This is a genomic window from Paenibacillus sp. TSM33 (genome assembly GCF_056099025.1).
This window is the reverse complement of sequence record NZ_JBLZXB010000018.1, coordinates 155,063-178,486: the sequence shown is the minus strand read 5'-3', so window position 1 is coordinate 178,486 and position 23,424 is coordinate 155,063. Positions and strand designations below refer to the sequence as shown.

At 46.3% G+C, this 23,424-nt stretch carries 26 protein-coding genes; 14 read left to right on the top strand and 12 right to left on the bottom strand.

The window, feature by feature from the left end; genetic code table 11:
* Positions 1-31 precede the first annotated feature (31 nt).
* Positions 32-1,252 (top strand): glycosyltransferase family 4 protein, encoded by a 1,221-nt coding sequence (locus ACN6NF_RS19845; RefSeq protein ID WP_474319233.1) that lies wholly within the window; start codon positions 32-34, stop codon positions 1,250-1,252.
* 22 nt (positions 1,253-1,274) lie between these two features.
* Positions 1,275-1,448, top strand: a complete 174-nt coding sequence (locus ACN6NF_RS19840) for a hypothetical protein (RefSeq protein ID WP_474319232.1) — start codon at positions 1,275-1,277, stop codon at positions 1,446-1,448.
* Between the two features lie 56 nt (positions 1,449-1,504).
* Here the strand turns inward: ACN6NF_RS19840 and ACN6NF_RS19835 are convergent, their stop codons facing one another.
* Positions 1,505-1,939: a hypothetical protein gene (locus ACN6NF_RS19835; protein ID WP_474319231.1), complete on the bottom strand. Its 435-nt coding sequence runs from the start codon at positions 1,937-1,939 to the stop codon at positions 1,505-1,507.
* 25 nt (positions 1,940-1,964) lie between these two features.
* Positions 1,965-2,312: a hypothetical protein gene (locus ACN6NF_RS19830; protein ID WP_474319230.1), complete on the bottom strand. Its 348-nt coding sequence runs from the start codon at positions 2,310-2,312 to the stop codon at positions 1,965-1,967.
* Positions 2,313-2,555: 243 nt separating this feature from the next.
* On the opposite strand from ACN6NF_RS19830, the gene ACN6NF_RS19825 reads away from it, so the two are divergent.
* From ACN6NF_RS19825 to ACN6NF_RS19815, 3 genes are all read left to right on the top strand, one after another.
* A complete protein-coding gene (locus ACN6NF_RS19825; RefSeq protein WP_474319228.1) occupies positions 2,556-3,203 on the top strand; it encodes a DUF1796 family putative cysteine peptidase in 648 nt (215 codons plus the stop codon).
* Positions 3,196-3,822, top strand: coding sequence for a DUF1796 family putative cysteine peptidase (locus ACN6NF_RS19820; RefSeq protein ID WP_474319227.1), 627 nt, complete (start codon positions 3,196-3,198; stop codon positions 3,820-3,822). Before ACN6NF_RS19825 ends, ACN6NF_RS19820 begins: the two co-directional genes overlap by 8 nt.
* Before the next feature lie 127 nt (positions 3,823-3,949).
* Complete coding sequence (locus tag ACN6NF_RS19815; RefSeq protein WP_474319225.1) at positions 3,950-4,879, top strand: NAD-dependent epimerase/dehydratase family protein; 930 nt, start codon at positions 3,950-3,952, stop codon at positions 4,877-4,879.
* An 86-nt stretch (positions 4,880-4,965) separates the two neighbouring features.
* Here the strand turns inward: ACN6NF_RS19815 and ACN6NF_RS19810 are convergent, their stop codons facing one another.
* From ACN6NF_RS19810 to ACN6NF_RS19790, 5 genes are all read right to left on the bottom strand, one after another.
* Positions 4,966-5,292 carry a PTS sugar transporter subunit IIB gene (locus tag ACN6NF_RS19810; protein ID WP_058830457.1) on the bottom strand — a complete coding sequence of 109 codons (327 nt, stop codon included), beginning with the start codon at positions 5,290-5,292 and terminating at the stop codon, positions 4,966-4,968.
* A gap of 29 nt (positions 5,293-5,321) precedes the next feature.
* Positions 5,322-6,758: a glycoside hydrolase family 1 protein gene (locus ACN6NF_RS19805; protein WP_474319224.1), complete on the bottom strand. Its 1,437-nt coding sequence runs from the start codon at positions 6,756-6,758 to the stop codon at positions 5,322-5,324.
* 72 nt (positions 6,759-6,830) lie between these two features.
* Positions 6,831-8,126, bottom strand: coding sequence for a PTS sugar transporter subunit IIC (locus ACN6NF_RS19800; RefSeq protein ID WP_474319223.1), 1,296 nt, complete (start codon positions 8,124-8,126; stop codon positions 6,831-6,833).
* Between the two features lie 14 nt (positions 8,127-8,140).
* On the bottom strand, positions 8,141-8,509 hold the full coding sequence (locus ACN6NF_RS19795) for a PTS lactose/cellobiose transporter subunit IIA (protein ID WP_474319221.1): 369 nt from the start codon (positions 8,507-8,509) through the stop codon (positions 8,141-8,143).
* A 200-nt stretch (positions 8,510-8,709) separates the two neighbouring features.
* The gene (locus tag ACN6NF_RS19790; protein WP_474319220.1) at positions 8,710-10,635 is read right to left on the bottom strand and encodes a BglG family transcription antiterminator; all 1,926 of its coding nucleotides are present in this window, start codon (positions 10,633-10,635) and stop codon (positions 8,710-8,712) included.
* Between the two features lie 156 nt (positions 10,636-10,791).
* On the opposite strand from ACN6NF_RS19790, the gene ACN6NF_RS19785 reads away from it, so the two are divergent.
* Complete coding sequence (locus ACN6NF_RS19785) at positions 10,792-11,190, top strand: Rrf2 family transcriptional regulator (protein WP_474319218.1); 399 nt, start codon at positions 10,792-10,794, stop codon at positions 11,188-11,190.
* A 109-nt stretch (positions 11,191-11,299) separates the two neighbouring features.
* Positions 11,300-12,205 (top strand): NAD(P)/FAD-dependent oxidoreductase, encoded by a 906-nt coding sequence (locus tag ACN6NF_RS19780; protein ID WP_474319217.1) that lies wholly within the window; start codon positions 11,300-11,302, stop codon positions 12,203-12,205.
* A 204-nt stretch (positions 12,206-12,409) separates the two neighbouring features.
* Here the strand turns inward: ACN6NF_RS19780 and ACN6NF_RS19775 are convergent, their stop codons facing one another.
* The 4 genes from ACN6NF_RS19775 to ACN6NF_RS19760 form a co-directional block, all read right to left on the bottom strand.
* Positions 12,410-13,504 carry a glycosyltransferase family 4 protein gene (locus ACN6NF_RS19775; RefSeq protein ID WP_474319216.1) on the bottom strand — a complete coding sequence of 365 codons (1,095 nt, stop codon included), beginning with the start codon at positions 13,502-13,504 and terminating at the stop codon, positions 12,410-12,412.
* A 50-nt stretch (positions 13,505-13,554) separates the two neighbouring features.
* Complete coding sequence (locus ACN6NF_RS19770; RefSeq protein WP_474319214.1) at positions 13,555-14,649, bottom strand: tetratricopeptide repeat-containing glycosyltransferase; 1,095 nt, start codon at positions 14,647-14,649, stop codon at positions 13,555-13,557.
* 55 nt (positions 14,650-14,704) lie between these two features.
* Positions 14,705-15,796 (bottom strand): glycosyltransferase family 2 protein, encoded by a 1,092-nt coding sequence (locus ACN6NF_RS19765; RefSeq protein WP_474319213.1) that lies wholly within the window; start codon positions 15,794-15,796, stop codon positions 14,705-14,707.
* A gap of 194 nt (positions 15,797-15,990) precedes the next feature.
* The gene (locus ACN6NF_RS19760) at positions 15,991-17,130 is read right to left on the bottom strand and encodes an NTTRR-F1 domain (protein WP_474319211.1); all 1,140 of its coding nucleotides are present in this window, start codon (positions 17,128-17,130) and stop codon (positions 15,991-15,993) included.
* Positions 17,131-17,432: 302 nt separating this feature from the next.
* Between ACN6NF_RS19760 and ACN6NF_RS19755 the strand changes: the two genes are divergently transcribed.
* The 4 genes from ACN6NF_RS19755 to ACN6NF_RS19740 are packed head-to-tail and all read left to right on the top strand — an operon-like array spanning position 17,433 to position 21,596.
* Complete coding sequence (locus ACN6NF_RS19755) at positions 17,433-18,545, top strand: ABC transporter ATP-binding protein (RefSeq protein WP_474319400.1); 1,113 nt, start codon at positions 17,433-17,435, stop codon at positions 18,543-18,545.
* Positions 18,542-19,264: an ABC transporter permease gene (locus ACN6NF_RS19750; RefSeq protein ID WP_474319210.1), complete on the top strand. Its 723-nt coding sequence runs from the start codon at positions 18,542-18,544 to the stop codon at positions 19,262-19,264. The genes ACN6NF_RS19755 and ACN6NF_RS19750 overlap by 4 nt, the downstream gene beginning before the upstream one ends.
* 5 nt (positions 19,265-19,269) lie before the next feature.
* Complete coding sequence (locus ACN6NF_RS19745) at positions 19,270-20,661, top strand: GldG family protein (RefSeq protein WP_474319209.1); 1,392 nt, start codon at positions 19,270-19,272, stop codon at positions 20,659-20,661.
* Positions 20,658-21,596 (top strand): DUF4340 domain-containing protein, encoded by a 939-nt coding sequence (locus ACN6NF_RS19740; protein ID WP_474319208.1) that lies wholly within the window; start codon positions 20,658-20,660, stop codon positions 21,594-21,596. Before ACN6NF_RS19745 ends, ACN6NF_RS19740 begins: the two co-directional genes overlap by 4 nt.
* Before the next feature lie 74 nt (positions 21,597-21,670).
* On the opposite strand, the gene ACN6NF_RS19735 is transcribed toward ACN6NF_RS19740, so the two are convergent.
* Positions 21,671-21,868: a hypothetical protein gene (locus ACN6NF_RS19735; protein ID WP_474319399.1), complete on the bottom strand. Its 198-nt coding sequence runs from the start codon at positions 21,866-21,868 to the stop codon at positions 21,671-21,673.
* 193 nt (positions 21,869-22,061) lie between these two features.
* Here ACN6NF_RS19735 and ACN6NF_RS19730 point away from each other — a divergent pair, with 193 nt between their 5' ends.
* The 3 genes from ACN6NF_RS19730 to ACN6NF_RS19720 all read left to right on the top strand — a co-directional run bounded on the left by ACN6NF_RS19730 (position 22,062) and on the right by ACN6NF_RS19720 (position 23,325).
* A complete protein-coding gene (locus ACN6NF_RS19730) occupies positions 22,062-22,424 on the top strand; it encodes a sigma-70 family RNA polymerase sigma factor (protein ID WP_474319207.1) in 363 nt (120 codons plus the stop codon).
* The gene (locus ACN6NF_RS19725) at positions 22,361-22,588 is read left to right on the top strand and encodes a helix-turn-helix domain-containing protein (protein WP_474319205.1); all 228 of its coding nucleotides are present in this window, start codon (positions 22,361-22,363) and stop codon (positions 22,586-22,588) included. The genes ACN6NF_RS19730 and ACN6NF_RS19725 overlap by 64 nt, the downstream gene beginning before the upstream one ends.
* Before the next feature lie 71 nt (positions 22,589-22,659).
* Complete coding sequence (locus ACN6NF_RS19720; RefSeq protein ID WP_474319204.1) at positions 22,660-23,325, top strand: hypothetical protein; 666 nt, start codon at positions 22,660-22,662, stop codon at positions 23,323-23,325.
* Positions 23,326-23,424: the final 99 nt, after the last annotated feature.

The window sequence follows — 23,424 nt, the reverse complement described above, 5'->3', positions numbered from 1 at the left end:
ACGTACGAGAAACAGAGGAGGTGGGGCTGTTTTGAAAATTTTGTTGGCTACGTACTGGCCGATTCCTCATTTGGGTGGTGTGTGGCCCTTTATGCTGCAAATTAAACGAAGACTTGAGCTACTGGGTCACACGGTAGACTTGATGGGGAACGGACCGGATACCCCTAAATACCATATTGTTTTTGAAGATAAGGAGTTGCTGAAGGATCAATTGCTGCCCTTGCTGCATACGAAGCTGAATGAATCGGCTGCCCCTGTATTACATTTGGATTCATGGGTACAGACGGTGGAAAAGGATCGATACTGTATGGAACTGGCGGCAGCCTATTTCGGGGTTGAGCAGTATGATGTGATTCATACGCAAGATGTCATAGCCACTCGTGCTCTAAGTCGGGTCAAACGCAAAGACAGTGCGTTGGTAGCCAATATTCATGGCTCGCTGGCTCGTGAAGTCATGATGGCGCTGGAGCGGGATCATGAAGAGGGTTATCGCGAGACGCTGATGTGGAAATATTATTGGGCGCTGGAGCATTATGGCGCTATTTCCGCTGATATTACGATTACGTCTACAGAATGGATGAAGCAGACGCTTGTGCGTGAGTTCGAAGTGCCTGAGCAGCAGATTGCCACTTTCCAATACGGCTTAGACACCGAACACTTCTGGGAAGTCCATGCCAGGGGAACAGACATGACACGACCTGAGGGGAAAAAAGTTATCATTTGTCCTTCGCGGTTGGTCTATATTAAAGGGCTACATTATTTAATGAGCGCCCTTGGTCTGCTGAAAGCAAGGCGTACGGATTGGGTTTGCTGGATTGTCGGGGAGGGGGATAAAAGGGAAGAGCTTCAGGCACAGGCGAAGGAGCTGGGACTGGAGGAAGACGTAGTTTTTCTGGGGCATCGTGAAGATGTACCCGCTCTTTTACAATTGGCGGACCTTTTTGTTCATCCGAGCATACAGGATAATCAGCCATTTTCGGTCATGGAGGCGCAGATTATGGGGCTTCCGGCAGTGGTATCAGATGCGGGGGGGCTGCCGGAAATGGTGCAGCATGGACACACCGGACTGGTTTCTCCGGTTGGTGATGTGGAGGCACTTGCAGCTCATTTGCAGCATTTGCTGGCTCAGGATGAAGTACGAATAGCTATGGGGAATCATGCCAAAGCATGGGGAACCGCGCACTGGTCTCTGGATGTTATGATTGAACGGCTCGTAAATATTTATGGGCAAGCGCTTAATCTAGTGCGTTGATTCGATAGTTGGGAGGGACAGCATGACTTTTCCTATCGTTGGAGACTTGTACAACCGCATTTTTGAAATCCAGCAGTCACATCCAGATCAGATGGTGGATTACGTAATCTGGAACCGAATTAACATTTCGTTGCCAGAAGATTACAAGCTGCCGGACGCTGACATTTTGCAACGGCTGAAACAATTCGCGCCATGAGCATACAGACCATATAAAAAGGCAGGTCGGGCTGAAGATCCCCACCTGCCTTTAGTTTATTTCAGCTCATTGTCATCCGGGTTGTCATCCATTCGATCTACAAAAACCGAACCTCGAATCATAAGCGGCCCCGTAACAACAGCGCGGCGGTCGGCTGATTGTACGGTCAGGCAGTATACATGAGGCTCTGCGTGTTGTGCTGCTTCCTCATAGATTAACTCGGCCAATCCTTCCTGATAACAGGAGTCCTGCAACCAATCCAGTACGGGTCCCTGCTCATCGTTGCGGCGCAATCGAATATCGAGCTCCCCAATATCCCAGTTGAGCAGCGGATTTTCCCATGCCAAAGAGACTTCGATGACAATATGTCCTTTTGCTTCACCTGCAGGAATGATCAATGTAGAGAGCACGATCTCCTGTTCGGTAACCTGAAAAGGCAGTGCATACGTGCCTGCTTCAGCTTTGTTTTGAACTGTATATTTTAACAACATACCCTTTTCCTCCTCTGCCTGTTCATTAGGGTGTAACGATAAAATGACTGGCTGTCCGCTTAGCGACTACGTTCCCGTTTTCCAGAAATTCCGCCAGGATAAACAGCGTTTCGGGATTGTAAATATTCGTGACCACTCGTAGATAAAACGGATTTTGAGCTGCCTCCATATCCTTGATTTCCAGTACAGAGCCAGCTTCGGGAGAAGGGCTTAGCCGAAGAAGCTGCCGCCTGAAAACGCCACTGTCATTCCCCATTTCCAGAAGCACATCAACGGATCTCTTTTCACGGTTGAAAAAGGTCACATGGCAGCTTTGTATATGGGCGCTGTGGTAAGCGAGATGATGATCGACGGTTAAAAGAAACACAGACATATCATGATGCCTCCTTGAATTCCGTTAGGTTACCAGCCTTATATGATATGAAGAATGACCTCGAGTGGACTGGATAGTTGTACGCCTCTTTGACAAAAAGCGCGCCAGTGTCCAACCCTTTTTGCTATGCTGTGCATGTAATGTAGAGTGGAACAATCCGCGGCCTGAAGCCCCTATTCGACTACAGAAGAAGCGAAGAACAAGATCGGAGGGAAGGGCCGTATTAATAAAGGAGGCACGGCTATGAGACTCGCACAGCTGGCAGGGGAATATGACGCGGTCTTCAGTCTGGGGCAAAACTGTACACCTGCCATTCAATTGGAAAAGAACCGTTTACGGCCGTTTGCCGGGGTGCTGGATTGGATGATGTCTGACACACTCTCTGATGTGAACCGTTTGCTTGAGAATCGGTTTGCAGGCTTTATGGATTTGCCCAATTTAAGTGTCGTTGGTACGAGCCAACTGAATTATATGGTCAGAGATATTGCTTATAATGTGATCTCGGTACACGATTTCCCGCAGGAACGTAATACGTCCGCAGATCTGGCAACCTATCCCGAGTTCAGAGAAAAGATAGACCGTCGTATCGAGCGTTTTTTTGCAAAAACACAGATGGCCAAGCGCAGCTTGTTCGTCCGTATGCTGGGAACCTATGAAGAAGTAGAGGAACTGGAGCGGATCTTGTCGGGGATAGTAGCGAATGAATTTCGGTTGTTAGTAGTGAATTGTTCCGGTGTAACGGAGTTGACAGAGGTGGATTGGCAGCTTCCTCATGTATGCGCAGTGGAAATGCCGTTTGCCGATGTATGGAATTACAAGAGTGATCCACACTGGCGCGTCCTTTTTGAGGGAATGTCCTTGTCTTCAAAAAGGGGAGGTCGTCGTGCTTGAGCGGTTGCAGGGGGATTATGACGCCGTATTTAGCCTGGGAGGGCATTGCTTACCCTCGATTCAGCTCGATAAAAACGGACTACGTCCATACGCAGGTCCGCTGGACTGGATGATTTCTGGCAACTTGTCACAGATCAGTCGCTTGCTGAGTGCTCGTTTTGCCAGTTTTATGGATTATGATCGTCTGCGTGTCACGGGGCATGATTACGGAGGTCATAACTTCTTGGTTGAGGATGCTTCCTATGAGATTACAGCAGCACACCATTTTCCAGTTAGCCAGAATACATCAGAACATCTGGTTTCCTATCCTGCATTCAAAACAACACTTGACCGCCGCATCGCCCGTCTACTGGCGAAATTTTCCTTGGCCTCCCGTCTGCTGCTGGTTCGTGTCGGTGGCAGCCGGGAGCAGGCGGTAGAATTGCATGATGTGTTGTCACAGAGGATTACCCATGATTTTCGCTTGTTATACGTGGATTATACAGGGACTGAAGGCGTGACGGAGCTGGATTGGGGACTGGAGCGATTGGTTTCAGTAGCGTTGCCACCCGAGGATATATGGAACGGTCAGGATGAGATGTGGCGTTATATGCTGGACAACGTCAGACTTCATGTCTGAGGTGGGACTATAGGAACACGTATAGATTGTCTTCCACCTGTGCTTGTGCCTGCGCCAAGCTGTAAAGCGTCGCATAACATGATGCGAAGGGAAGATACATGCTTCGGTTCAAAAGGAGGGTGCGCTAGTGAAGGCTTTGGTCACCGGAGGAGCCGGATTTATTGGTTCTCAACTGGTCCGTGCGCTTGCTGATTCAGGCATCAAAGTGCTTGTGCTGGATAATCTGACGACCGGAAATGCTGCAAATGTGGACCCGCGCGCGGTCATGCATATTGCAGATATTCGCAGTCCTGAGGCCAGAACGCTGCTGATTCGGGAAAGCCCGGATATTGTGTTTCACTTGGCTGCACAGGCTGATGTGCAGCAATCCATCCATCATCCCGATGAGGATGCGGATGTGAATGTACTGGGGACGATCCATTTGTTGCAGGCTTGTCGTGAAGCGGGTGTGTCGAAAATCATATTTGCCTCCACATCCGGCGTATATGGAGAGCTACAAAAGCAATGTATTCAGGAAGACGATCCCGTGGGGCCTATTTCAGGCTACGGACTGTCCAAGCTGACGGCAGAATCGTATATTCGGCTTTTTTATCGGTTGTACGGTTTGAACTACACGATTTTGCGTTACGGAAATGTGTATGGACCCGGTCAGGCGGTGAAGGGAGAGGGCGGTGTCGTCGCTATTTTTATGGAGCGGCTGAAAAAAGGAAGCCCCTTGCTCATTCACGGCGACGGGACGCAAACTCGTGACTTTGTGTACGTCAAGGATGTAGTCCGAGCCAATATGGCGGCTATACACGCAGCGGACCAACGCACGGTGCATGTAAGTACGGGACGAACGACGTCCATCAATCGACTGGCCTACGATTTACTGAAGCTGCACGGTTCGTCTGTGCGCCCTGTCTATTCGCCTGCGCGGGCAGGAGACATTCACCATAGCTGTCTGAGCAACGCAGTCGCCAGGCATTGGCTTCGTTGGGAACCGCTATATGGCATCTCTGCCGGTCTAAAGGAAACGTACGTGAGCAGTATGGGCTCAGGCAAAGAAGGCGTGTAGGGCTAAGAGCGCGAGGATCAAAAAAGAGACTGAGGAAACTCTCAGCCTCTTTTCGATTTGAACAGAAATTATAATTTGAGCAGAAATTATAAGTTCTCGCCAGCCAGCTTGAAGGCTTGATCTAGGACAGCTGCACCGTTTCCTCTACCGTAAGCCAACGTGTCGATGACATCTACAGGGATGCCGTAGGGAGCTGCAATTTCAGTTACTGGCTTTTTACGCATCCGTACCTGAGGCCCGAGCAAAATAGCAATCACAGGATCAGTCATACCTTCCAGCTCTTCCTTAATGGTGCTTTCGGGGATGGCTTCGATGTTCAGTTCTATGGATCTTGCTGCGGCTTCTTTTTTCATCTTGGAAACCAGAATGGATGTCGACATCCCCGCAGAGCATGCCAGAATGATTTTTTTCATATCAGAGCGCCTCCAGAAATTCATTTGAACTACTTATACTCTTCATCCAGATTAGCAACAAACGAGCGTTCCTTGATAATAGATTGATACCAGTAGCCGGATTTCTTCAAATGCCGACTTCGATCATTCTCCAGGTTAATTTCCACCAGTCCATAGCGATTTTTGAAAGCATTCATAGGAGAAACGTTGTCTGTGAAGGCCCACAGCATATAACCTGTACAGTTGGAGCCTGTCTCTACAGCTTGTAACGTGTAGTATAAATGCTCAGTTATAAAGTCAATACGATAGTCGTCCTGAATGATGTGTTCCTCATTTTTGAAAGCAGCTTCATTTTCAATGCCCATGCCATTTTCCGCGACAAACCATTCGATATTGTTATATTCGTTCTTGATACGTATGCCCATATCATAAATGATTTTAGGATAAATTTCCCAACCCCGTGACTTGTTCATTTTTTTACCCGGAAGTTCGAAATGCTCATAGTAGTAAGAGGGGTGAAAAGGAATGTTTTCGTTCCACGCTTTACTCTGCGCTTTGACCCGGTGGGGATAATAGAGATTGATCCCAACGTAGTCAACGGTATTTTCCTTAATCAAGGCCAGTTCTTCCGTCGTAGCTTCAAAGGCAATATCATGCTTGCTCATAAGCTCGAACAATTCTTGCGGGTATTCGCCTTTAATAAGCGGGTCCAAAAATACTCGATTGTAAAATAAATCATACACATGTGCCGCGTACTGGTCATGAGGGGCACTGGATCGCGCATAAGTAACTTCGGGATTCAGAATAACCCCTATTTTAGCTCCGTTCTCATTATAATTTTTGGCTTTGAAAAGTAGTACGCACTTCGCAGTAGCCAGCGTTTTATTATAGTTCCATTGCATCCACTTTCGCGTATTTTGTTCATAGGGATAGCGAAGAGCATCCAGATAGACACGAGTCTGTACAACAATGGGCTCATTAAACGTAAACCAGTGCTTGACCCGATCTCCGTAGCGTTCGAACACCTTTTCCGCATATTTCACAAACAGCTCCACCACATGCTTGGAAGACCAGCCTTCATATTTATTCAGCAAATAAGCGGGTAATTCATAGTGTTCCAGACAAATCATCGGCTCGACTCCGCTTGCAATCAACTCATTGATGACCCGGTCCATATAATCCGCATAGGTTTCATCCACCACAATATTCTCATAATCCGTCAAGAAGCGGGACCAATTAATAGAGGTGCGATAATGAGTTAGCCCAATCTGCTGCATCAGCGCAATATCCTCGGCATAGCGATTATAAAAATCGGTTGCAACCGCGGGGCCATATCCATTGTGCCAGACATAGCGGTCATTTTTGTACCATACGTCCAGATATGAGTCTTGACCTTCCTGTTTACCGCTCCAGCCCTCTGTCTGCCAGGCGGAAGCCGCTGCCCCCATCATGAAATTCTGCGGAATGTGTACAGTGTGTTTAGCCATGATATGCCTCTCCTTTTCATTCTATAAATTCCCCAAGGCGATTCTCTGCGGGTGTACCTCTACAGTAGCGCATTATTCAGTCGTTCGCTTATTTGCAATTTTGACGAACGGGAAATAGATGATAATGGCTACCATAATACAAACAATCTGCGTTACAACGGCGCCAATGCTTCCACCTGTAGACAGGTAGGCATTAATAATGGGCGGTGTAGTCCACGGAACCATAACGACAGTTTTACCTGCGAATCCAAGCAACGTCGAGAAGTAACCAATTGTTCCTGTGATGAGTGGAGTTATAATGAAAGGAATCGCCATCAATGGATTCAGCATAATCGGAAGTCCGAAAATGACTGGTTCATTAATATTAAACAGACCTGGCCCAAGCGAAAGCTTGGTTATTTCCTTCATATCCTCGCGCTTGGAAGCGATCATAATACTAATCAATAGGGCCAGCGTAACTCCTGATCCACCAATACTCATGTATACATCCCAAAAAGGCATCGTAATAATGTTCGGAATGGGGAGTCCTTGGTCATATGCAGTCATGTTGACCGAAATTGCTCCAAGTAGAAGAGGTTCACGAATGGGTTTTACCATTTGGTTTCCGTGAATACCGATCACCCAGAAGATTTGCGCAACCAGCATCAGCACCAGTATACCCGGCAGTCCTTGGACTACAGTCTCCAAAGGTTGTTGCACCACATTATAGACAGCATCGTACAGGTAGAGTCCTGTAAACTTATGAAAAAAGAATCCAAGCATTGAGAAGACAGTTACCGTAATAATGGTAGGGATGAGTGCGGAGAAAGAAACGGCTACATTGCTGGGGACACTTTCAGGCATTCTGATCTTTAATTTATCGGACTTGCCCAGTTTGTTGTATAGCTCAACGGATAGGATACTTATGAAAATACCCAAAAACAAGCTTTTAGTATCCGTGAATTGACGGGCAATGACGTCCGTTACTTTTTGCATGTCTCCGTTAACCATCAGCTCGATCGTAGTTGGTGTCACAGAGATAAAACAGATGAGAGCAAGTAAACCGGGAAAAAGGTTTTTCTCTCCATTAATTTTTCCTAGCTCCAGACCAATCATAAAAATAGCTAGAATGGTAAGGATATTCAAGCTGGCATAGTTAATGCTTGAGAAAATCGGTTTATACTCTGCTAGGAATGAGAATGGCTTAAAATGGGCCAGTCCATTGACCGGGTCCATGACCATGTTGGAAATCAGTACAGCAAAGGCACCAACAATAATAACAGGCATTAAGGTGATAAAAGCCGATTTGATCGCTATTATATATTTAAAATTGTTGATTGCATTTGCCACCGATGTGAGACCATCGACCAGTTTGTCTTTAAAAGCCATGGATAGCCCTCCCTCTACGATTTTAATCCGAGCTGATCAATGCGTTCGTACAGGTCTATAAACTCCGAGGCCATATCGTGAATGGTGATGGCATTCATCAAATGATCCTGTGCATGCACCATCATGACGGACATCTCTGTTTTTTCACCGGCTGCTTCCTTACGAATGATTTTGGTTTGAATTTTGTGGGAGGACACCAGTTCTTTTTTAGCTGAGGATAATACTTCTCTGGATTCCCGAAATTTGCCCGCCTTTGCAAGCTCAATCGCTTCCATCGCCGAGCTGCGTGCATTCCCAGCGTATAATATAATTTGGAATACGATCTCTGTATCGTCCATGTCTTCCATGTTCACATCGTGTTCTGCTGATTCATCATGATTCATATGTTCTTGACCCCTTTCATTCATTTCCTCGTATCGCTATTATAATTTGGAATCGCTTTCAACATAACGTATATTATTTCCTCTTCTTAACGGAAATCCATCGTTTGTTCTAGCTAATATCTCTATCACTAAACATAAAAAGAGAGAAACTCCAGCCATGTAGGCATCAGATTTCTCCTTTGTTTACGTCCTATTAATCCTCAACTATTTTTATGCAGTACCTCTACAAATTCCGTGTACGTTTTGCAGCGAATAAGCTGCTGGACCAGCTTTTCATGATTTAAAATGTTAAGCAAAATATGATACATACTTTGTAAATCTTCTGATTTAGTGCGCTGTATGCACAGCATACAAATAAACTGTACGGGCTTGCCATCCCAGTCGATCGCTTTTTGTAATGTACAGATGACCCAAAAGGTGGAATCAGCCAAAGGTTCCATTGGATGCGGAATCGCGACAAAGTTGCCAAATGAAGTGGGGGAAACGGCTTCACGCTCTATCACAGATGGCAACAAAGGCCCTTTTACAAGACCTGTTTCTTGTATTTTTTCAGCTATGAATTCAAGTACTTGTAGCTTGTTATCAAACTTCCGCTGAAGAAAGACCAGTTTTTTTCGTATATATTGTACAGCAGGAAGTTTTGGCTCCGAGATGGCTTGTTCAATTTTAGTAATATCCGAACTGCCCAAAAATGTATTCACATGGATCATGGGTATAGAAAGCGGTTCTGACATGGGGATCGTGCTAATGATAAAGTCTAATGTATCCAATGGTATTTGCCTCAGTTTATAAAATTCAGTGGTTCCTACGATATCCAACCTGGAACCGAAAATGGATTGAAGCTTGTAATACAGCAGCTTTGCGCTGCCGAGTCCAGAAGCACATACGATCATACACCTTTTGGGTGTGCCCTCCATTTTCTTTCTTTCCATCGCGACTCCGATATGAATGGCTAAATACCCGATTTCATTGTCCTCGATCTGTATATGAAGTCGTTGTTTGATAACCTCCGCAGCAATAATACCTGCTTCAAAAGCAAGCGGATAATGGGCTTTGATATCATCCAACATGGGATTACGCAAATTCATTCCGTATTGATAACGATTCATGACTGGTTTGAGATGAAGGCAAAATGCAATTAGTAATTCTTGATCGTTTTGAATGTTCATGTTCAACTGCTGATCAATTTGCTTCAAAATTTCAATAGTCAGTTCGTAGATATCTTGATCAATGATTTTTTTAATCTCCACTTCATCCATATGGGCCTTAACGACAGTTCTCATACCCAACAAGTGCACAGCAATATACGCCACTTCAACAATCGGAAAGGAGTGTTTCATGTTCTGTTCCAGTGCAGATACGATCTCAGTCGCGACTTTAAACTCTTTTTGCGCTTCGATTTTTTTCATCTCTTGAGGATAATACGATACATATCTCTCTTCACGAATGCGCTTACATGCTATAGCGATATGGATGACCAGATTGTTCAGGGCAATGTCTGACAACTGAATATCATGATACTCCATACGCTCCAAAATCACTTCTTTTATGAATTCCATATCTTCGTTAGAGATCAAAGAAGGGTGGGGCATCTGTTGCTTGCCTATTTCATCTGTTCTATTGAATATATAGTCGGAAATGCAATAACGCAGCTTGGCCTCATTACCCTTAACTCGAATACCATGATACGGTCTGTTCTCCAGAGATAGTCCATAATTTCCTAGTAATTTGCGAACTTCTTTGAGGTCATTCTGTAAAGTGGATCGACTAACATACAGCATCTCAGCTAAATCATCAAGTTTGACGTAAGCATGAGTAAGCAGCAGTTTTTTTATTAAAAAACGATGTCTGGCTTCAGAAGAACTTGCTAATAGATGGGGCACATTGTTTTCATAGTCCTTTAACTGTCTCAGCAGATGATGAAATGATTGTTCGTCCTGAATCTCTAGCTTGTAGCCTGTTCCTTTAAGGGGTTTGACAGCTGCTCCATGCTGTGACAACAGTGCACTCAATTCCTTTACATCTGTTCGTATGGTTCGAGAGGATACCTTCAATGCATTCGCCAAATGTTCTCCGTTGACCATCTGTTCAGCAACCAATATACGTAGAATATCAAAAATACGCAAAACGAGCCCCCTTCCTTAGCTGTTCTGATGAACAGTATACAACGCTTAGAGCGTAACCAAAAGAAGGACTGGCAACAGCTTGAGTCATCATAACTTGACACTCCAGCAGATTCGGAGATATTATAGATGCAATAAGTCTGTGATTGAGGTGTAGTTATGAAATTTACCAAAGCAACCAATTATGCTCTGCACACGATGCTCATGCTCGTTACGGATTCGTCGGTGAAGCCCGTAGGTGTTCAGCAATTGGCCGAATCCCAAAACGTCTCACCCACGTATCTTTCAAAAATTTTGACGAGGCTTGTGAAGGCGGGGATGATCGAATCGGTCTCTGGAGCCAATGGAGGCTATCGCTTATCCCGTAATAAAGACGATATTACCTTTTTGGACATTATCCATGCGATTGAAGGGACGAATTCTTTGTTTGAATGTGATTTTGTCCATGGATCAGAATGTCTGATTCAAGCCGTCATGAGGGAAGCGGAGGAGAAAATGGAGGGCCATCTTAAAAATACGAAATTGGTCGATTTGGCCGAAAGGCAAGCGCAAGTATAAAGGTAGTGGCTATATATAGAAAGAGAGTGGTTACCAGTCATGTGAATTTTTTTGTTTTTATCGAAGACATAAAGAGTCTTTAATATCTTTTAAAAAGGAGCTGGGTATTATGCTGTACGATTGCGCTATTATTGGGGGAGGACCCGCTGGGTTGAATGCAGCCCTTGTGCTTGGCAGGGCAAGAAGAAGTGTGGCTTTGATTGATAATAACCGGCCCCGAAATGCGGTTACGCATGCGTCGCACGGTTTCATTACGAGAGACGGCGTAACGCCGGCCGAGTTCCGCCGCGTAGCTTATGAGGAAGTACTGCGTTATCCGTCTGTCCACCATCTACAAACCGAGATTATTTCGGTTACGAAAAATGAATCTGGATTCGAGGTACTTGATTCTTCTGGCCTTCGTGTTCAAGCGCGAAAATTGATACTAGCGACCGGCGTAAAGGAGATATTCCCTGAAATCGAAGGTTTTTATACGTTCTACGGGAAAAGTTTGTTTAATTGCCCTTATTGCGATGGCTGGGAGCTACGGGATCAACCGCTTGTCCTCGTCTCTGAGTCGCCAGCTATATATCATACAGCCAAACTGCTTCTGAACTGGAGTAAGGATTTGATCGTCTGTACGAACGGTCAGGCATTTTTGTCGGACGAGCAAAAAGAAAGGCTTCAATCCAAGGGAATCGTGGTAATGGAGCAGCCGGTTGCGGCGTTCATCGGTCACGACGGTCATCTGGAGTATGTGTCCTTTACGGACGGTACTCAAGTCCCGAGAGTCGGCGGCTTTGTGACTCCCCAATTTGTGCAAAGTGCACCGTTTGGAGAACGTTTGGGCTGTAAAAGGACAGAGTCGGGTGGGATTAAGACGGATGAAGCGGGAAGAACCTCTATACCTGGTGTATATGCTGCTGGGGACTCTTCGTACTTCATGCCTTCTCAGTTAATTTTTGCTGCTGCTGACGGCAGTCGAACCGCTGCGAGCGTAAATATGGATTTGACAGAGGAAGACTTTAACGAATGAGGAGAAATAGAAGTTCTCATGATAGTTAAAGATAATGAGGAGAAGTGAGAATGAATCGTGTGCCATTGAGTATCTTAGAAATGATTTCCCATGACTTGGATGTATCCATTTCAAGCTGACGATGGCCCGTGTGTAAAAATAGGGTTGTCGTCAGCTCTTTTTGGATCATGAAACAGGCTTTTGCGGATGTACTACAATAGCAGGTTACCGTATACCCAATGAGTTCATCATCTGCCGGAAGGAGCGCACATATTTATCCGGCGCCAACAGGTTAACGATCCGTGTTCGCCCCTTCTGGCGGATAGATTCGCGATGAGATACGTTGTTCATCAGGTCTAGTCCTTGCAGTACCGCCTGTAAAATGTCTCCCTGCTGATAAAACTTGCCTGTTTCGTTATGGTCAATGAATGCTCGTACTCCGTCTGAATCAGAGCTTAAGACCGGGCAACGACAGGCCATGGCCTCAGCTACCGCATAGCCGAATCCTTCCACCAGCGAAGTCGAGAGCAGATACCCACCTGAGTCGCCAATCATGGAATAATACAAAGGCATTTTCGCATGAGGCACACTTTTAAAACGCTCAATGATCGTGGACATACCGAGCTGAGCAAGCATTTTCTCGAATTGTATTTTATCCTCTGGCTGCGACAAGGTGTCATCATAGAACATCCAAATCCGAAGATCGGCACGATTTTGCAGCATCCAGTAAGAAATGTCGATAAAATGCCGCCAATTCTTATTGGGCTCCAAGCGCCCAACCCATGCAATGACCGGATTAGCCGGGGGAGTGTTAGGTACATAATTAAATACATTAGTATCCAGTACGTTTGGAAATACAAAACGATTAAGCCAGGGGCACATGCTGGAAAATAGCTGTACGAGGTGAGTTGTTTCCGGTAAAAGTACTGCGTCAGCATAGTTTTGAAGATACGGAACGGCATCTGCAACAACCCAAGCAGCTTCTTCGTGAGTGCCAAAGCCCTGGGACTCATAGATTAATATCCCTTGATAGCCCAACATTCGCAGTCTGGGTAGCATAGGATAGTCCGAAGAGACGATAATTGCATCGTAGCGATGAGTCTCCACCAGTTTTCGAATTTCTTCTTCAGAGGAAGTCATGAACACCGGAATATCGCCTTGCAGGTTTTGCATTCCTGTCCCCTGCTGATAATAGAGAAGATGACATTCTATCCCGTCCTGAATGAGCGCTTTACAGCGTTGGCGGTTCAAGGTTTCCACGCCACCGCTGGGTATATAAAAAGTAAATAGAACTTTGATCTCAATAACCTCCTTTGCCAACCACAAGCTCTATACCAAGTTATTCAACCTACAGGACGGGGTGTGGGTTTCTATGGAAGCCTGGATCGAATTAGCGCATAATTATGGCGCAGACGAGAATCTTCCGGGGAACGCTCTGTTGCTTCTTTCGCAAATTCACAGGCTTTGTGCATTAGGCCCAACTCGTAGCAAGCGAGGGCTCCAAGATCATACAGTGTAGCGTCCCAGCAAAAATCCTCTTGCATGTACGTATCCGGTCGTGTTGAAATTCGCAGCGCTTCTTCGACCATATGATAGACGGCGGGCCAATTCCGTGTATGATAGGCAAGCTGAGCCATTTCCGTGTAAGGTTCACGCAAATATGGCGCTTCCGCAATAGCTCGGTATAACCAACGTGCGGCCTCATGCCAATGTTCAGTTGCCTTATACGCTCTAGCGATAAAGCGCATCGAAGCGCTGCGTTCATCAGCCCAGCGCGCCTGCGGCATGGCAAGATGTTGTTGCAGCGTAGCGATGCACTCGTCCCAACGGGCATGATACATATATTCTCGCCCCAAGTAATGCATATTGCGATCATCCTCGGGAAATTCACGCACAGACTGCTCCAGTAGTGGAAGGTATTGGCTGCGTGACTTGTGCGGATCTGGATCATGATACAGGCGGAGCTGATCCGATCGGATGCTGTGTTCTTCACCTTCCCCAATATATTCAAGCACCTCATGGACCGGGCGTACCCAGCGGTAGCCATGACGAGTGTGAATTTTCTCTTTCCAGAACCATGTATAAGCGGTATCCTTCCCGGGCTGTCCATGGGTAAAGGCATACAACATTCGAGTCGTTCCATCCTTCCAGTTGTTTTCCAGGCGCGACCGCCATCCCTCTTCCCAGACTTCATCCAGATCCGTACAGACACATATATCTACATCGCCCGGGACCAGCCGCAGGGACTCATTGCGAGCCTTGTCAAAACGCCAAGGGACTACCTGAATACGATGCACCTCTGCACCTGCTTCGCGCAGCAGAGCAACGGTGTCGTCTGTAGAGCCAGTGTCGGCTACAATGACAACATCGGCTTCCCGCATGGAGTGCATCCAGCGCTTGGCGAATCGGGCTTCATTTTTGCTGATAGCATAGACCGCTATTTTGTACCGATTCTGTTGTTGCATTGGCTTGCTCCTCCTTTAATTAACTTCAAGAATGATGGGTGCTATAGGAGGTACTTTATTGGGAAGGGTTCAGGATTGAGCTGAAATATTGACGATTATGCAGGACATGCGGGTCATTGGGAACGTACGTGGCTGCTTGCTCATTGTGCCAGTTCGCACGTGTATAGTCTTTTAGCCGAAAATGACAAATGCATAGCTGGATATGAGGAAACCATGTTTGGTATGCGTCCTGTACCGGGCCGATCGTGTCAGGAGAATTCAGAGTGGTTGCCATGTCGTACCAGTAAACGGCTTTGGGGATCTCATTTTTATGCAAAAAATAATGGCCCATCCGACAACAAAGCTCCGCTCTAGGCGTATCGAAGGTCAGGCTATGGAGAGCCGCAGTAACACTTTCCTCCAGCTTGCCAAGTTGTTCCAGACAGTCAGCCATTTTGCCGCATGCACTAATCGCGTCCTCTACCCAGCCTTGTTCGGTGTTCAGAAAATCCCGGTAAGCCTGTACGGCCTGTTCATATCTTCCATTGTCTCTAAGCTCATTAGCGTAATAGTAGAGATCGCGGGGAGAGAAGACATGGCCTTGAGCGAGCAGCTTCTCATAAATTCGCAGATTTCGGCCCGGGGAGTGGGTATGTGTTCTGGTGTGAGTTATGGCAATATCTGCATGTTGAATATTACCGTCTACGGCGAGATACTCATGCACGGCTCCGTGCCAACGGAACCCGGCCGACCGTCTGACCAAGCGATTGCGACGAAAATGCAGGGTGACATTGCCATGATCATCGAACGCGTAATGATATTTCATCGACACTGCATCGACGGTTGGTATGTCTGAGGAATCAAGAGTATGCTTGAGCTCAAGCAGCTTGATAGCATCCTGTTCCTTCAAAATGTCATCGGCATCCAGCCAGAGGATGTACTCCTGTGTAGCTTGCTCAAAAGAATAGTTACGTGCAAGGGCAAAATGATCCACCCATTCAAATGGAAAAATCCGGTCTGTAAAGTTGCGGCATATGTCAATGGTTCGGTCCTGTGAACCTGTATCTACGATATTGATTTCATCTACAATATGATGGACCGATTCAAGGCAAGGACCAATGGTATGTTGGTCATTTTTGACGATCATACACAAGCTGATACTGATCAATTAGGTATCACTCCTTTTGGGATCATGTAAGGGATTCAGGTCCAACCTAAAGTTGAATTAAAAGAGGTCTGAGTTATAGAAGCCCTGCCGCAATTGCGGCAGGGCAAGGATTGACAAAGCCATAACTTGCTGGACGGCTTTGTCGATAGGGTATGACACTTCGTTTAAGTCCATGATGTGGTAATAATAGAAGATTAGAGTCCTGTAGGTCCTGTAGGTCCGGTCGGTCCAGTCGGCCCCGTAGGTCCAATAGGTCCAGTCGGTCCAGTCGGTCCAATTGGACCTGTAAAGCCAAGACCAAATGGCCCGGTCGGTCCAGTAGGACCAGTCGGCCCCGTGTCGCCAATAGGCCCGATAGGTCCGATAGGTCCGGCAGGTCCAGTAGCGCCCGTGTCGCCTGTGGCACCCGTAGGTCCGGCAGGTCCAGTAGCGCCCGTGTCGCCTGTGGCACCCGTAGGTCCAGCAGGTCCAGTAGCGCCCGTGGCGCCTGTGGCACCCGTAGGTCCGGCAGGCCCCGTAGCGCCAATGTCGCCCGTAGCACCTGTAGGTCCGGCAGGCCCCGTAGCGCCAATGTCGCCTGTGGCACCTGTAGGTCCGGCAGGCCCCGTAGCGCCAATGTCGCCTGTGGCACCCGTAGGTCCGGCAGGTCCAGTAGCGCCAATGTCGCCTGTGGCACCCGTAGGTCCGGCAGGCCCAGTAGCGCCCGTGTCGCCTGTGGCACCCGTAGGTCCAGCAGGTCCAGTAGCGCCCGTGGCGCCTGTAGCACCCGCAGGCCCCGTAGCACCTGTATCGCCACTAGCGCCTGTAGCACCAGTCGGCCCCGCAGGTCCGGTTGGTCCCACAGCTCCAGTTGCACTTGCTTTAACAAGGGCAACGGAATCAATGGCTACATTAGCGGTGTTAGCCAAGGCATTTTTGCTAATAACCAAAAAGGCAAAGGCTGCGTTAGCTGGAACAGGAGCTGTTACTTCATACAAGGTTTGCCAGGTCCCATTAACAGCATCAGGTAATGTGCCTGCGCTCAAATAGGTAGTTAGCCCAGTACCGAGGAAACTAAAGGTTGCGTCATAGTAGTACAGAAAAATGTTGATTTGAGGATTAATCAAGTTTCCTATTTTTGCAGCTGACAGGCTCAACGTATAACTTTCGCCTGGTGTGGCAAAAACGACCTGGGAAAGAGATGCATCTACGGCTCCTCCTGCTAGGATCGCACTATAAAAGTTTGTCTTTTTTACGGATAAGCTAGTGACGGTTACATTTGCGGCGTTCCAAAAAAGGGTAGATCCAGTCTCGAAGTCGCCATTATTAACTAGATTGGTAAATAATACGGTCATCGCTTTTTATACACTCCCTTCACACGTTGTAATGATAGTAGATGCGAATCCACGCCGTGGCGAACCGTACAAGTTTATGAGGGCAGATGTGTATTTTCGTGTTCACATTTTAGACACATTATTTTAAGCTTCTATTTAAGTGACGTTAAGCTGAAGCTATATGTGGGGGATTATTATTAGAATTTAAAAGTGTAGCATGAAGTGCGAGGAGACCGCTTCGCTGCTACCTGTTTCCCATGCAACATTTTAGGTGGGAGAGAAGTAGCAGGGAGAAGATCACGAACAAAGAAAGGGTGAAACATGTGCTCAAAGTACAGCAGGTGAGCAAGTGGTATGAGGGCAACCGGGGCGTACATAAGTTGGATTTTGAAATGCAGCGCGGTGAAATTGTTGGTTTCTTGGGGCCAAATGGTGCGGGTAAAACGACGACGATGCGCATGATTACAGGGTATCTTCAGCCAAACGAGGGAGTAATCACGATTGACGGTATTCCGATTCAGGATAAAGGCAGACAGGCTCGTTCGAAAATCGGTTATCTGCCGGAAACGCCCCCTTTGTATGGGGATATGTCTGTAAGATCCTATCTAAAGTTTGTAGCTAGTATTCGGGACGTGCCTGCGCGAGAGCAGAAGCTTCGTATTTCAGAGATGATATCCCGATTGGGTCTGAATGGACGTGAAAAACAATTGGTCCGCAGCTTGTCCAAAGGGTACAAACAGCGCTTGGGACTGGCAGGTGCGATTATTCATAACCCGGATTTACTGGTGCTGGATGAACCGACCTCGGGTTTGGACCCCAATCAGATTCTGGAGATTCGTCAGCTCATTCAGGAGATTGGTGAAAATCATACGGTATTGCTCAGCACGCATATTTTGCCCGAGGTGGATGCTTTGTGCAATCGGGTTCTGATCATCCACGAAGGGAAACTGGTTATGGACGGGCGTCCTGACGCGCTCGGTGGTTCGATGGAAGACGGATTCAAGGTGAAGGTGGAGGTCAAAGGCAAGCGTGAGCAGGTAATGGATGTCCTACGAGCTTGGGGAAAAGTACAAGTTGAACCTTTGTCACCTACTCTGCCTTCAGCGAATACGAAGCTGGCTGTCACAGAGCAGGATTTGACTGGATTGTTGCTTACAGGAGCTTCTGATGAGGATTTTCGCGAAGAACTGTTTTTTGTGCTGTCGGATGCGAAGCTTCCGATTATGGAAATGAAAAAAGAAAACATAAGCTTGGAAAACATCTTCCAGCAGTTAACGACCCGCGAGACGGAAGAAGATGGGGGCAGCGATCCAGCGGTTCATGTTCTACATACCTCTAAGAATGAAGCAACGGTCAACACGGTGGATCATGGAGAAGCCTTGGCCAGCGATAACAAGGTCGATGAAGACAAGGATACAGGAGGTAAACAGTCATGAGGCGTTTGTTCGCAGTCTGTCAAAAGGAGCTGCAAGCCTATCTATGGACCCCAACGACGTATTTTGCGCTTGCGGTGTACATGCTGCTGACGGGGTTACTATTTTACACGAACTTTGTGATGTATCAGCCTAGTATTTTGGACTATCGGCTGGTACTCGGGGACACATTGTCCATGCTGGTGTTTGTTGTGCCACTACTCACGATGCGGCTGGTTGCAGAGGAATTCAGGCAGGGTACGGATGAGCTCCTGCTTACCTCACCTGTAAGTGTAACGGAAATCATGATTGGTAAATTTTTGGCATCGCTAGGCATGTTGCTCATATTGGTACTGTGCAGTCTGGCGTATCCGGTCGTGATGTCCTTTTATGGGGCGCTGGATTGGACGCTCGTATTTACATCCGTGATCGGTCTGTTTATGCTTGGTGCTGCCATGATGGCGATCGGTTTATTCGCATCGACGCTTTCACAGCATCAGATGATGTCAGCGGTCGTCAGTTTTATTCTCTTACTCGTGTTCTGGATGCTGGATTCGTTTGGTGGACAAACGGGCGCATCTGCGGCGCTGCAGCAGTGGCTGGAACCTTTTTCACTAACTGTGCGGTTTGACAGTTTCACCAAAGGATTGCTGAATGGAGCCGATGTGATGTACTACGTGACGGTGGCGACGCTCTTTTTGCTATTTAGCATCCAAGTGGTTGAACGGAAACGGTGGAGGTAATGAAGATGAAAAAATGGCTGGGTCATACCAATAGTGTGGTACTATCGATTGCTGCTGTAGGGATTTTTATTTTATTGACGCTATTTCTGCGTTCGCTGGGAGGCTTTCAACTGGATCTGACGGCAGGCAAGCAGTATACGCTGTCTGATCAGACGTTAACGACCATTCAGGGTGTAAAGGAAAACGTACGATTGATTGCCTTTACCGTATCCACTTCGCAGAATCAGAAGCTGAACCGGGATGTTACGGATATGCTGAATGAGTATGCCAAGCGTAACAACAAGCTCAAGGTCGAGCAATATGATTTGAATCAGGAACCGATACTGGCCAAGCAATATGGGATTACTGCAGCATCCATTGTGTTGGTGCAAGGAGAGAAGAAGCGGGTTATAGATATTGGGAGTCTATTTACGCAGGCTCAGGGGAGTAGTGAAGGAGCATACCAATTTACCGGGGAGGAAAAGCTGACCAGTGGACTGCTGGCATTATCGTCTACCCGCCAAGGGAAAGTGGTTTTTCTGACAGGGCATGAGGAAATTCCTTTGTCCCAAATGACCGAATTAAGCAGCTCGCTGGCGCAAGATAATGTGAAAGCAGAGGAAGTTCAGCTTAATCAAGCGGGTAGTGTGCCAAAAGATGCGTCTGTATTGGCTATTGTCGGACCCGAACGGGATATTAGCGTGACGGAACTAAAGAGTATTCGTACGTATCTGAATGACGGTGGAAAGCTTTTTATGGCGTTAGGATTTCACCCGAACATGGGGGCTAGCTGGAAAAACCTTGACGCATTAGCGGCTGATTATGGTGTGAAAGATACTCATGCTATCGTGGTGGATCAGGAACAGACGAATACGCTTGGTCCTCTGTGGACGGTTCCCACCTTTGGCAGTCATGCGATCACCGATAAATTGGCGGCCTCTAATCTGTATCCTGTTCTTTCGCTATCTATTGCTTTGCACGCAGGAGAACAGAAGGATTGGAAGACGACGCTATTGTTAAAATCTTCTGCAGCTAGCTATGGTGAAACGAATATTCAGGGACTGCTGAACAACGAAACGCAGAAGGATGACAAGGACCCACAGGGGCCGCTTAATCTCGGTTACGCGGTAGAAGGAAAAGACGGCAAGCCCAAAGCGGTTATTCTCGGAACGTCAGCCCTCCTAAGCGACACGGAGATTAGCACAGGAGGGAATCGAGACTTTGTGCTGAATAGTCTTAATTATGTGCAGGAGCACTCTGATGGGCTCACTATTCGTCCTCGTCAGGAGCAGGATTTTAAGGTAGCTTATTTGACTGCTGCACAAGCGAAAACGGTATTAGCCATATCTGTCGTCGGATTGCCGCTGCTGTTTGCGATTGTCGGAATCTTATTATGGTGGAGGCGAAGAAGTGCATGAGAAAATGGATACCCACAGTGCTGCTGTTAGTCGTATTGGGAGCGGGTATAATCTATGCCAAGAGCCAAAACTTCTTTCGTGAACAAGCCCCGGCCGCTCGCCAGCTCGTTCAGCTTACGCAAAGAGATATTACGTCTTTTGCGATCACTGTTAAGGACGGCAAGTCGGTGGAACTTGACCAACGTGATGGCAAATGGAGCATGAGTAAGCCACGATCTTACCCGTTAAATCAATATACAATAGATAATTGGCTAGCTGCGATTCAGAATGTAAAGTTGGGTGATGTTGTAGAATCATCTCCCACAGACGTATCTAAATATGGAATCAGCGCTACCCATGACCAAATTGAGATTAAGACCAAGAATGGTGACGTTCGCACCTTTGCCTTCGGTGAAACGCTGCCTTCCGGAGATGCTGTCTATGTACTATCAGACCAAAAAGAGATAGCTTCCGTACCTATAGATACACTTTCGGGTTTGCTGCTGGATGCTGATGATTTTACTGACACAACGCCGTTTGATTGGGATGATACCAAGTTGAGCGGAATAGAGTGGGAAGGCCAGAATGCCTCATGGATGCTTCGATCCTCCGGTAACAGTGGAACTGGAGACAGTGCTTCCGCATCTTGGACGCTAAACGGAAAGTCGGTAACGGGTGACACGGCGACTTCCCTCTCACAGCAAATCAAAAACCTAGCCAGCAATCAGGCGTTGCGCAAAGCCTCCGAGCTGAGCAAGCCTGTTCACCGCTTTACGCTGAGCATATCGTTGGGTAAGGAGGGTTCCCAGCTGGTCTATCAGGGCTGGACACTTAACGATGATCCAGAAACCGTATGGGTTGTGCCGCCACAAAGCAACTGGGCTTATGGCCTGTCAGCATCTGACGTGAACCATGCTGAACAGAATGGTCATGACCAGGCTAAGGCTAGCCAATAATCATTACATTTATAATAGCTGAACAAAGAGGCTCCAACGGCGAATAATCGCCGCGTGGAGCTTTTTTGTGTGCGTTATTCATCAGGCTTGCTGCTTTTGGAAGATTGGCTGTTATTGACGTTTAAATCTTGGATAACCTGAATCAGCTCATGAAGTGAGAGATCCAGCTTATCCAACTTTTCTTCCATCGTGTGCAGGATGTGCCGCAATAAAATAAAACAAAGTCCAGCCGGAAAGCCTACGTTGGTAACCAGAGAAAGAGCATCATCCATCTGCAATGTATTTCCCTCCTTTTTAGCCATATATAAAGGAAGGTAAATTAAAAGAACCATATACAACTGATTGTAAAAATAGTATAATAAATAAGAACAAATGTTCTGTTTTGGTTGTAAAATAGGAACACAAATTACCCTATAATATGAGGATTTAGAAATAGTCAAATCCAAAGAGAAAGGGTGATTTATATTGGAAAAGTCTCAGCTAACATTGGTCGAACAATACCGTAAGAAGTTGTATCGCATTGCCTGGAGAATCCAGTATCGCGCTCGGGTACAAACCAATCATGAATTTGTAATGGAAAATAATGAAACTGTCAGCGCTCCATCTTTTACAGAATGTGTAAACTCTAATATGTACACACTACAGCTTATCAACTCTCTATCTTCTGAGATCGGAAAAATGATCATCTTTGACCTTTACATACTAGACAAAACCGAAGCACAGATTGCAAAAGAGTTAAAACTAACCCAACAGGCGGTGAATAAATGGAAAAAGAAAATGCTCAAAGAGTTATTTCGGATGCTGAGTTCATCCAATGGCTCAAATTAGCACAAAGTGGAGATCAGGAGGCCATGAGCAGGATACTTTATTTGTTCGAGGAAGATATTCAGAAGACGAGTCGATATATACGTATGTCCCGTGAAGATGCTGTTCAAAGTATCGTGGTTGATTTTATTGAAGAACTGCGGCAAGAGCTGAAGACAGAGATATAGAAAAAGTGGACAATGGATATAGCCTTGTCTATCCTTATCGGTAGGTTTAACTTATGTGACGGAGGGCTTATATGTTTATGAGTGATAGCAGAGCATTATTTGAAAAAAATATGAAGTTGTATCCAGTTAACCGTATTCGTTCCAATGTTATCATTCTTGTTTTATTACTGTTTGATCTGTTTTTGACTATTCCCTTAATGGGAGACCCCTACATTGCAGTTTATGTTTATGTGCTGATGCCACTGATTGTTGTGATTAATATTTGGGCTCTTGTACTGGTCATCATGCCACGCAAATTGCAGTTGAATTATGTTTTGTTCCGTGGTGTATTTGGTTTAGTATGCTCTATTGGCTTCATGATCATGACACAAAAGTTTGCTTATGGTATGTTGGGTCTGGATACTCCATGGTATTTTATAAGTTCTTTTGCCGCTTATGGAATCGCCTTGTATTGCTATATAAATTATCATCTGGCGAAATTCAAAGATCCTTCAAATGATAAGAAAGACTCAAAAGTTAAGAAAAAACACAAGCGAGAGGCTGTAGTAACGATGACCACATTTACTGGAGCTGGTTATTTGATAGCCAATCTTTCTCTCGGATTTGCTACACAACAATTCGTTGCTACAGTATTGATGTGTGTATATTCTATGCTTGCATTTGTTCTTTTTCATTTTATTATGGAGCTGTATCGCTACTATTGGCTTAATAAACTGAGGAATCAGACAACGGATTGAACACAATGCTTGGATTACACCGTATTTTCTCTATTAAAGATATTTGGAATGATAAATAAGCCTGCGAACGCCCATACTATCATAGGTGTCTGCAGGCTT

What these genes read in the sequence shown, in the direction of transcription:
- ACN6NF_RS19825 (WP_474319228.1), top strand. Translation starts at nt 2,556, where the DNA reads ATGAGACTCGCACAGCTGGCAGGGGAATATGACGCGGTCTTCAGTCTG.
- ACN6NF_RS19780 (WP_474319217.1), top strand. Translation starts at nt 11,300, where the DNA reads ATGCTGTACGATTGCGCTATTATTGGGGGAGGACCCGCTGGGTTGAAT.
- ACN6NF_RS19735 (WP_474319399.1), bottom strand. Translation starts at nt 21,868, where the DNA reads ATGGATGATGCTCTTTCTCTGGTTACCAACGTAGGCTTTCCGGCTGGA.
- ACN6NF_RS19785 (WP_474319218.1), top strand. Translation starts at nt 10,792, where the DNA reads ATGAAATTTACCAAAGCAACCAATTATGCTCTGCACACGATGCTCATG.
- ACN6NF_RS19830 (WP_474319230.1), bottom strand. Translation starts at nt 2,312, where the DNA reads ATGTCTGTGTTTCTTTTAACCGTCGATCATCATCTCGCTTACCACAGC.
- ACN6NF_RS19835 (WP_474319231.1), bottom strand. Translation starts at nt 1,939, where the DNA reads ATGTTGTTAAAATATACAGTTCAAAACAAAGCTGAAGCAGGCACGTAT.
- ACN6NF_RS19760 (WP_474319211.1), bottom strand. Translation starts at nt 17,130, where the DNA reads ATGACCGTATTATTTACCAATCTAGTTAATAATGGCGACTTCGAGACT.
- ACN6NF_RS19720 (WP_474319204.1), top strand. Translation starts at nt 22,660, where the DNA reads ATGTTTATGAGTGATAGCAGAGCATTATTTGAAAAAAATATGAAGTTG.
- ACN6NF_RS19810 (WP_058830457.1), bottom strand. Translation starts at nt 5,292, where the DNA reads ATGAAAAAAATCATTCTGGCATGCTCTGCGGGGATGTCGACATCCATT.
- ACN6NF_RS19750 (WP_474319210.1), top strand. Translation starts at nt 18,542, where the DNA reads ATGAGGCGTTTGTTCGCAGTCTGTCAAAAGGAGCTGCAAGCCTATCTA.
- ACN6NF_RS19725 (WP_474319205.1), top strand. Translation starts at nt 22,361, where the DNA reads ATGGAAAAAGAAAATGCTCAAAGAGTTATTTCGGATGCTGAGTTCATC.
- ACN6NF_RS19805 (WP_474319224.1), bottom strand. Translation starts at nt 6,758, where the DNA reads ATGGCTAAACACACTGTACACATTCCGCAGAATTTCATGATGGGGGCA.
- ACN6NF_RS19795 (WP_474319221.1), bottom strand. Translation starts at nt 8,509, where the DNA reads ATGAATCATGATGAATCAGCAGAACACGATGTGAACATGGAAGACATG.
- ACN6NF_RS19800 (WP_474319223.1), bottom strand. Translation starts at nt 8,126, where the DNA reads ATGGCTTTTAAAGACAAACTGGTCGATGGTCTCACATCGGTGGCAAAT.
- ACN6NF_RS19740 (WP_474319208.1), top strand. Translation starts at nt 20,658, where the DNA reads ATGAGAAAATGGATACCCACAGTGCTGCTGTTAGTCGTATTGGGAGCG.
- ACN6NF_RS19770 (WP_474319214.1), bottom strand. Translation starts at nt 14,649, where the DNA reads ATGCAACAACAGAATCGGTACAAAATAGCGGTCTATGCTATCAGCAAA.
- ACN6NF_RS19745 (WP_474319209.1), top strand. Translation starts at nt 19,270, where the DNA reads ATGAAAAAATGGCTGGGTCATACCAATAGTGTGGTACTATCGATTGCT.
- ACN6NF_RS19840 (WP_474319232.1), top strand. Translation starts at nt 1,275, where the DNA reads ATGACTTTTCCTATCGTTGGAGACTTGTACAACCGCATTTTTGAAATC.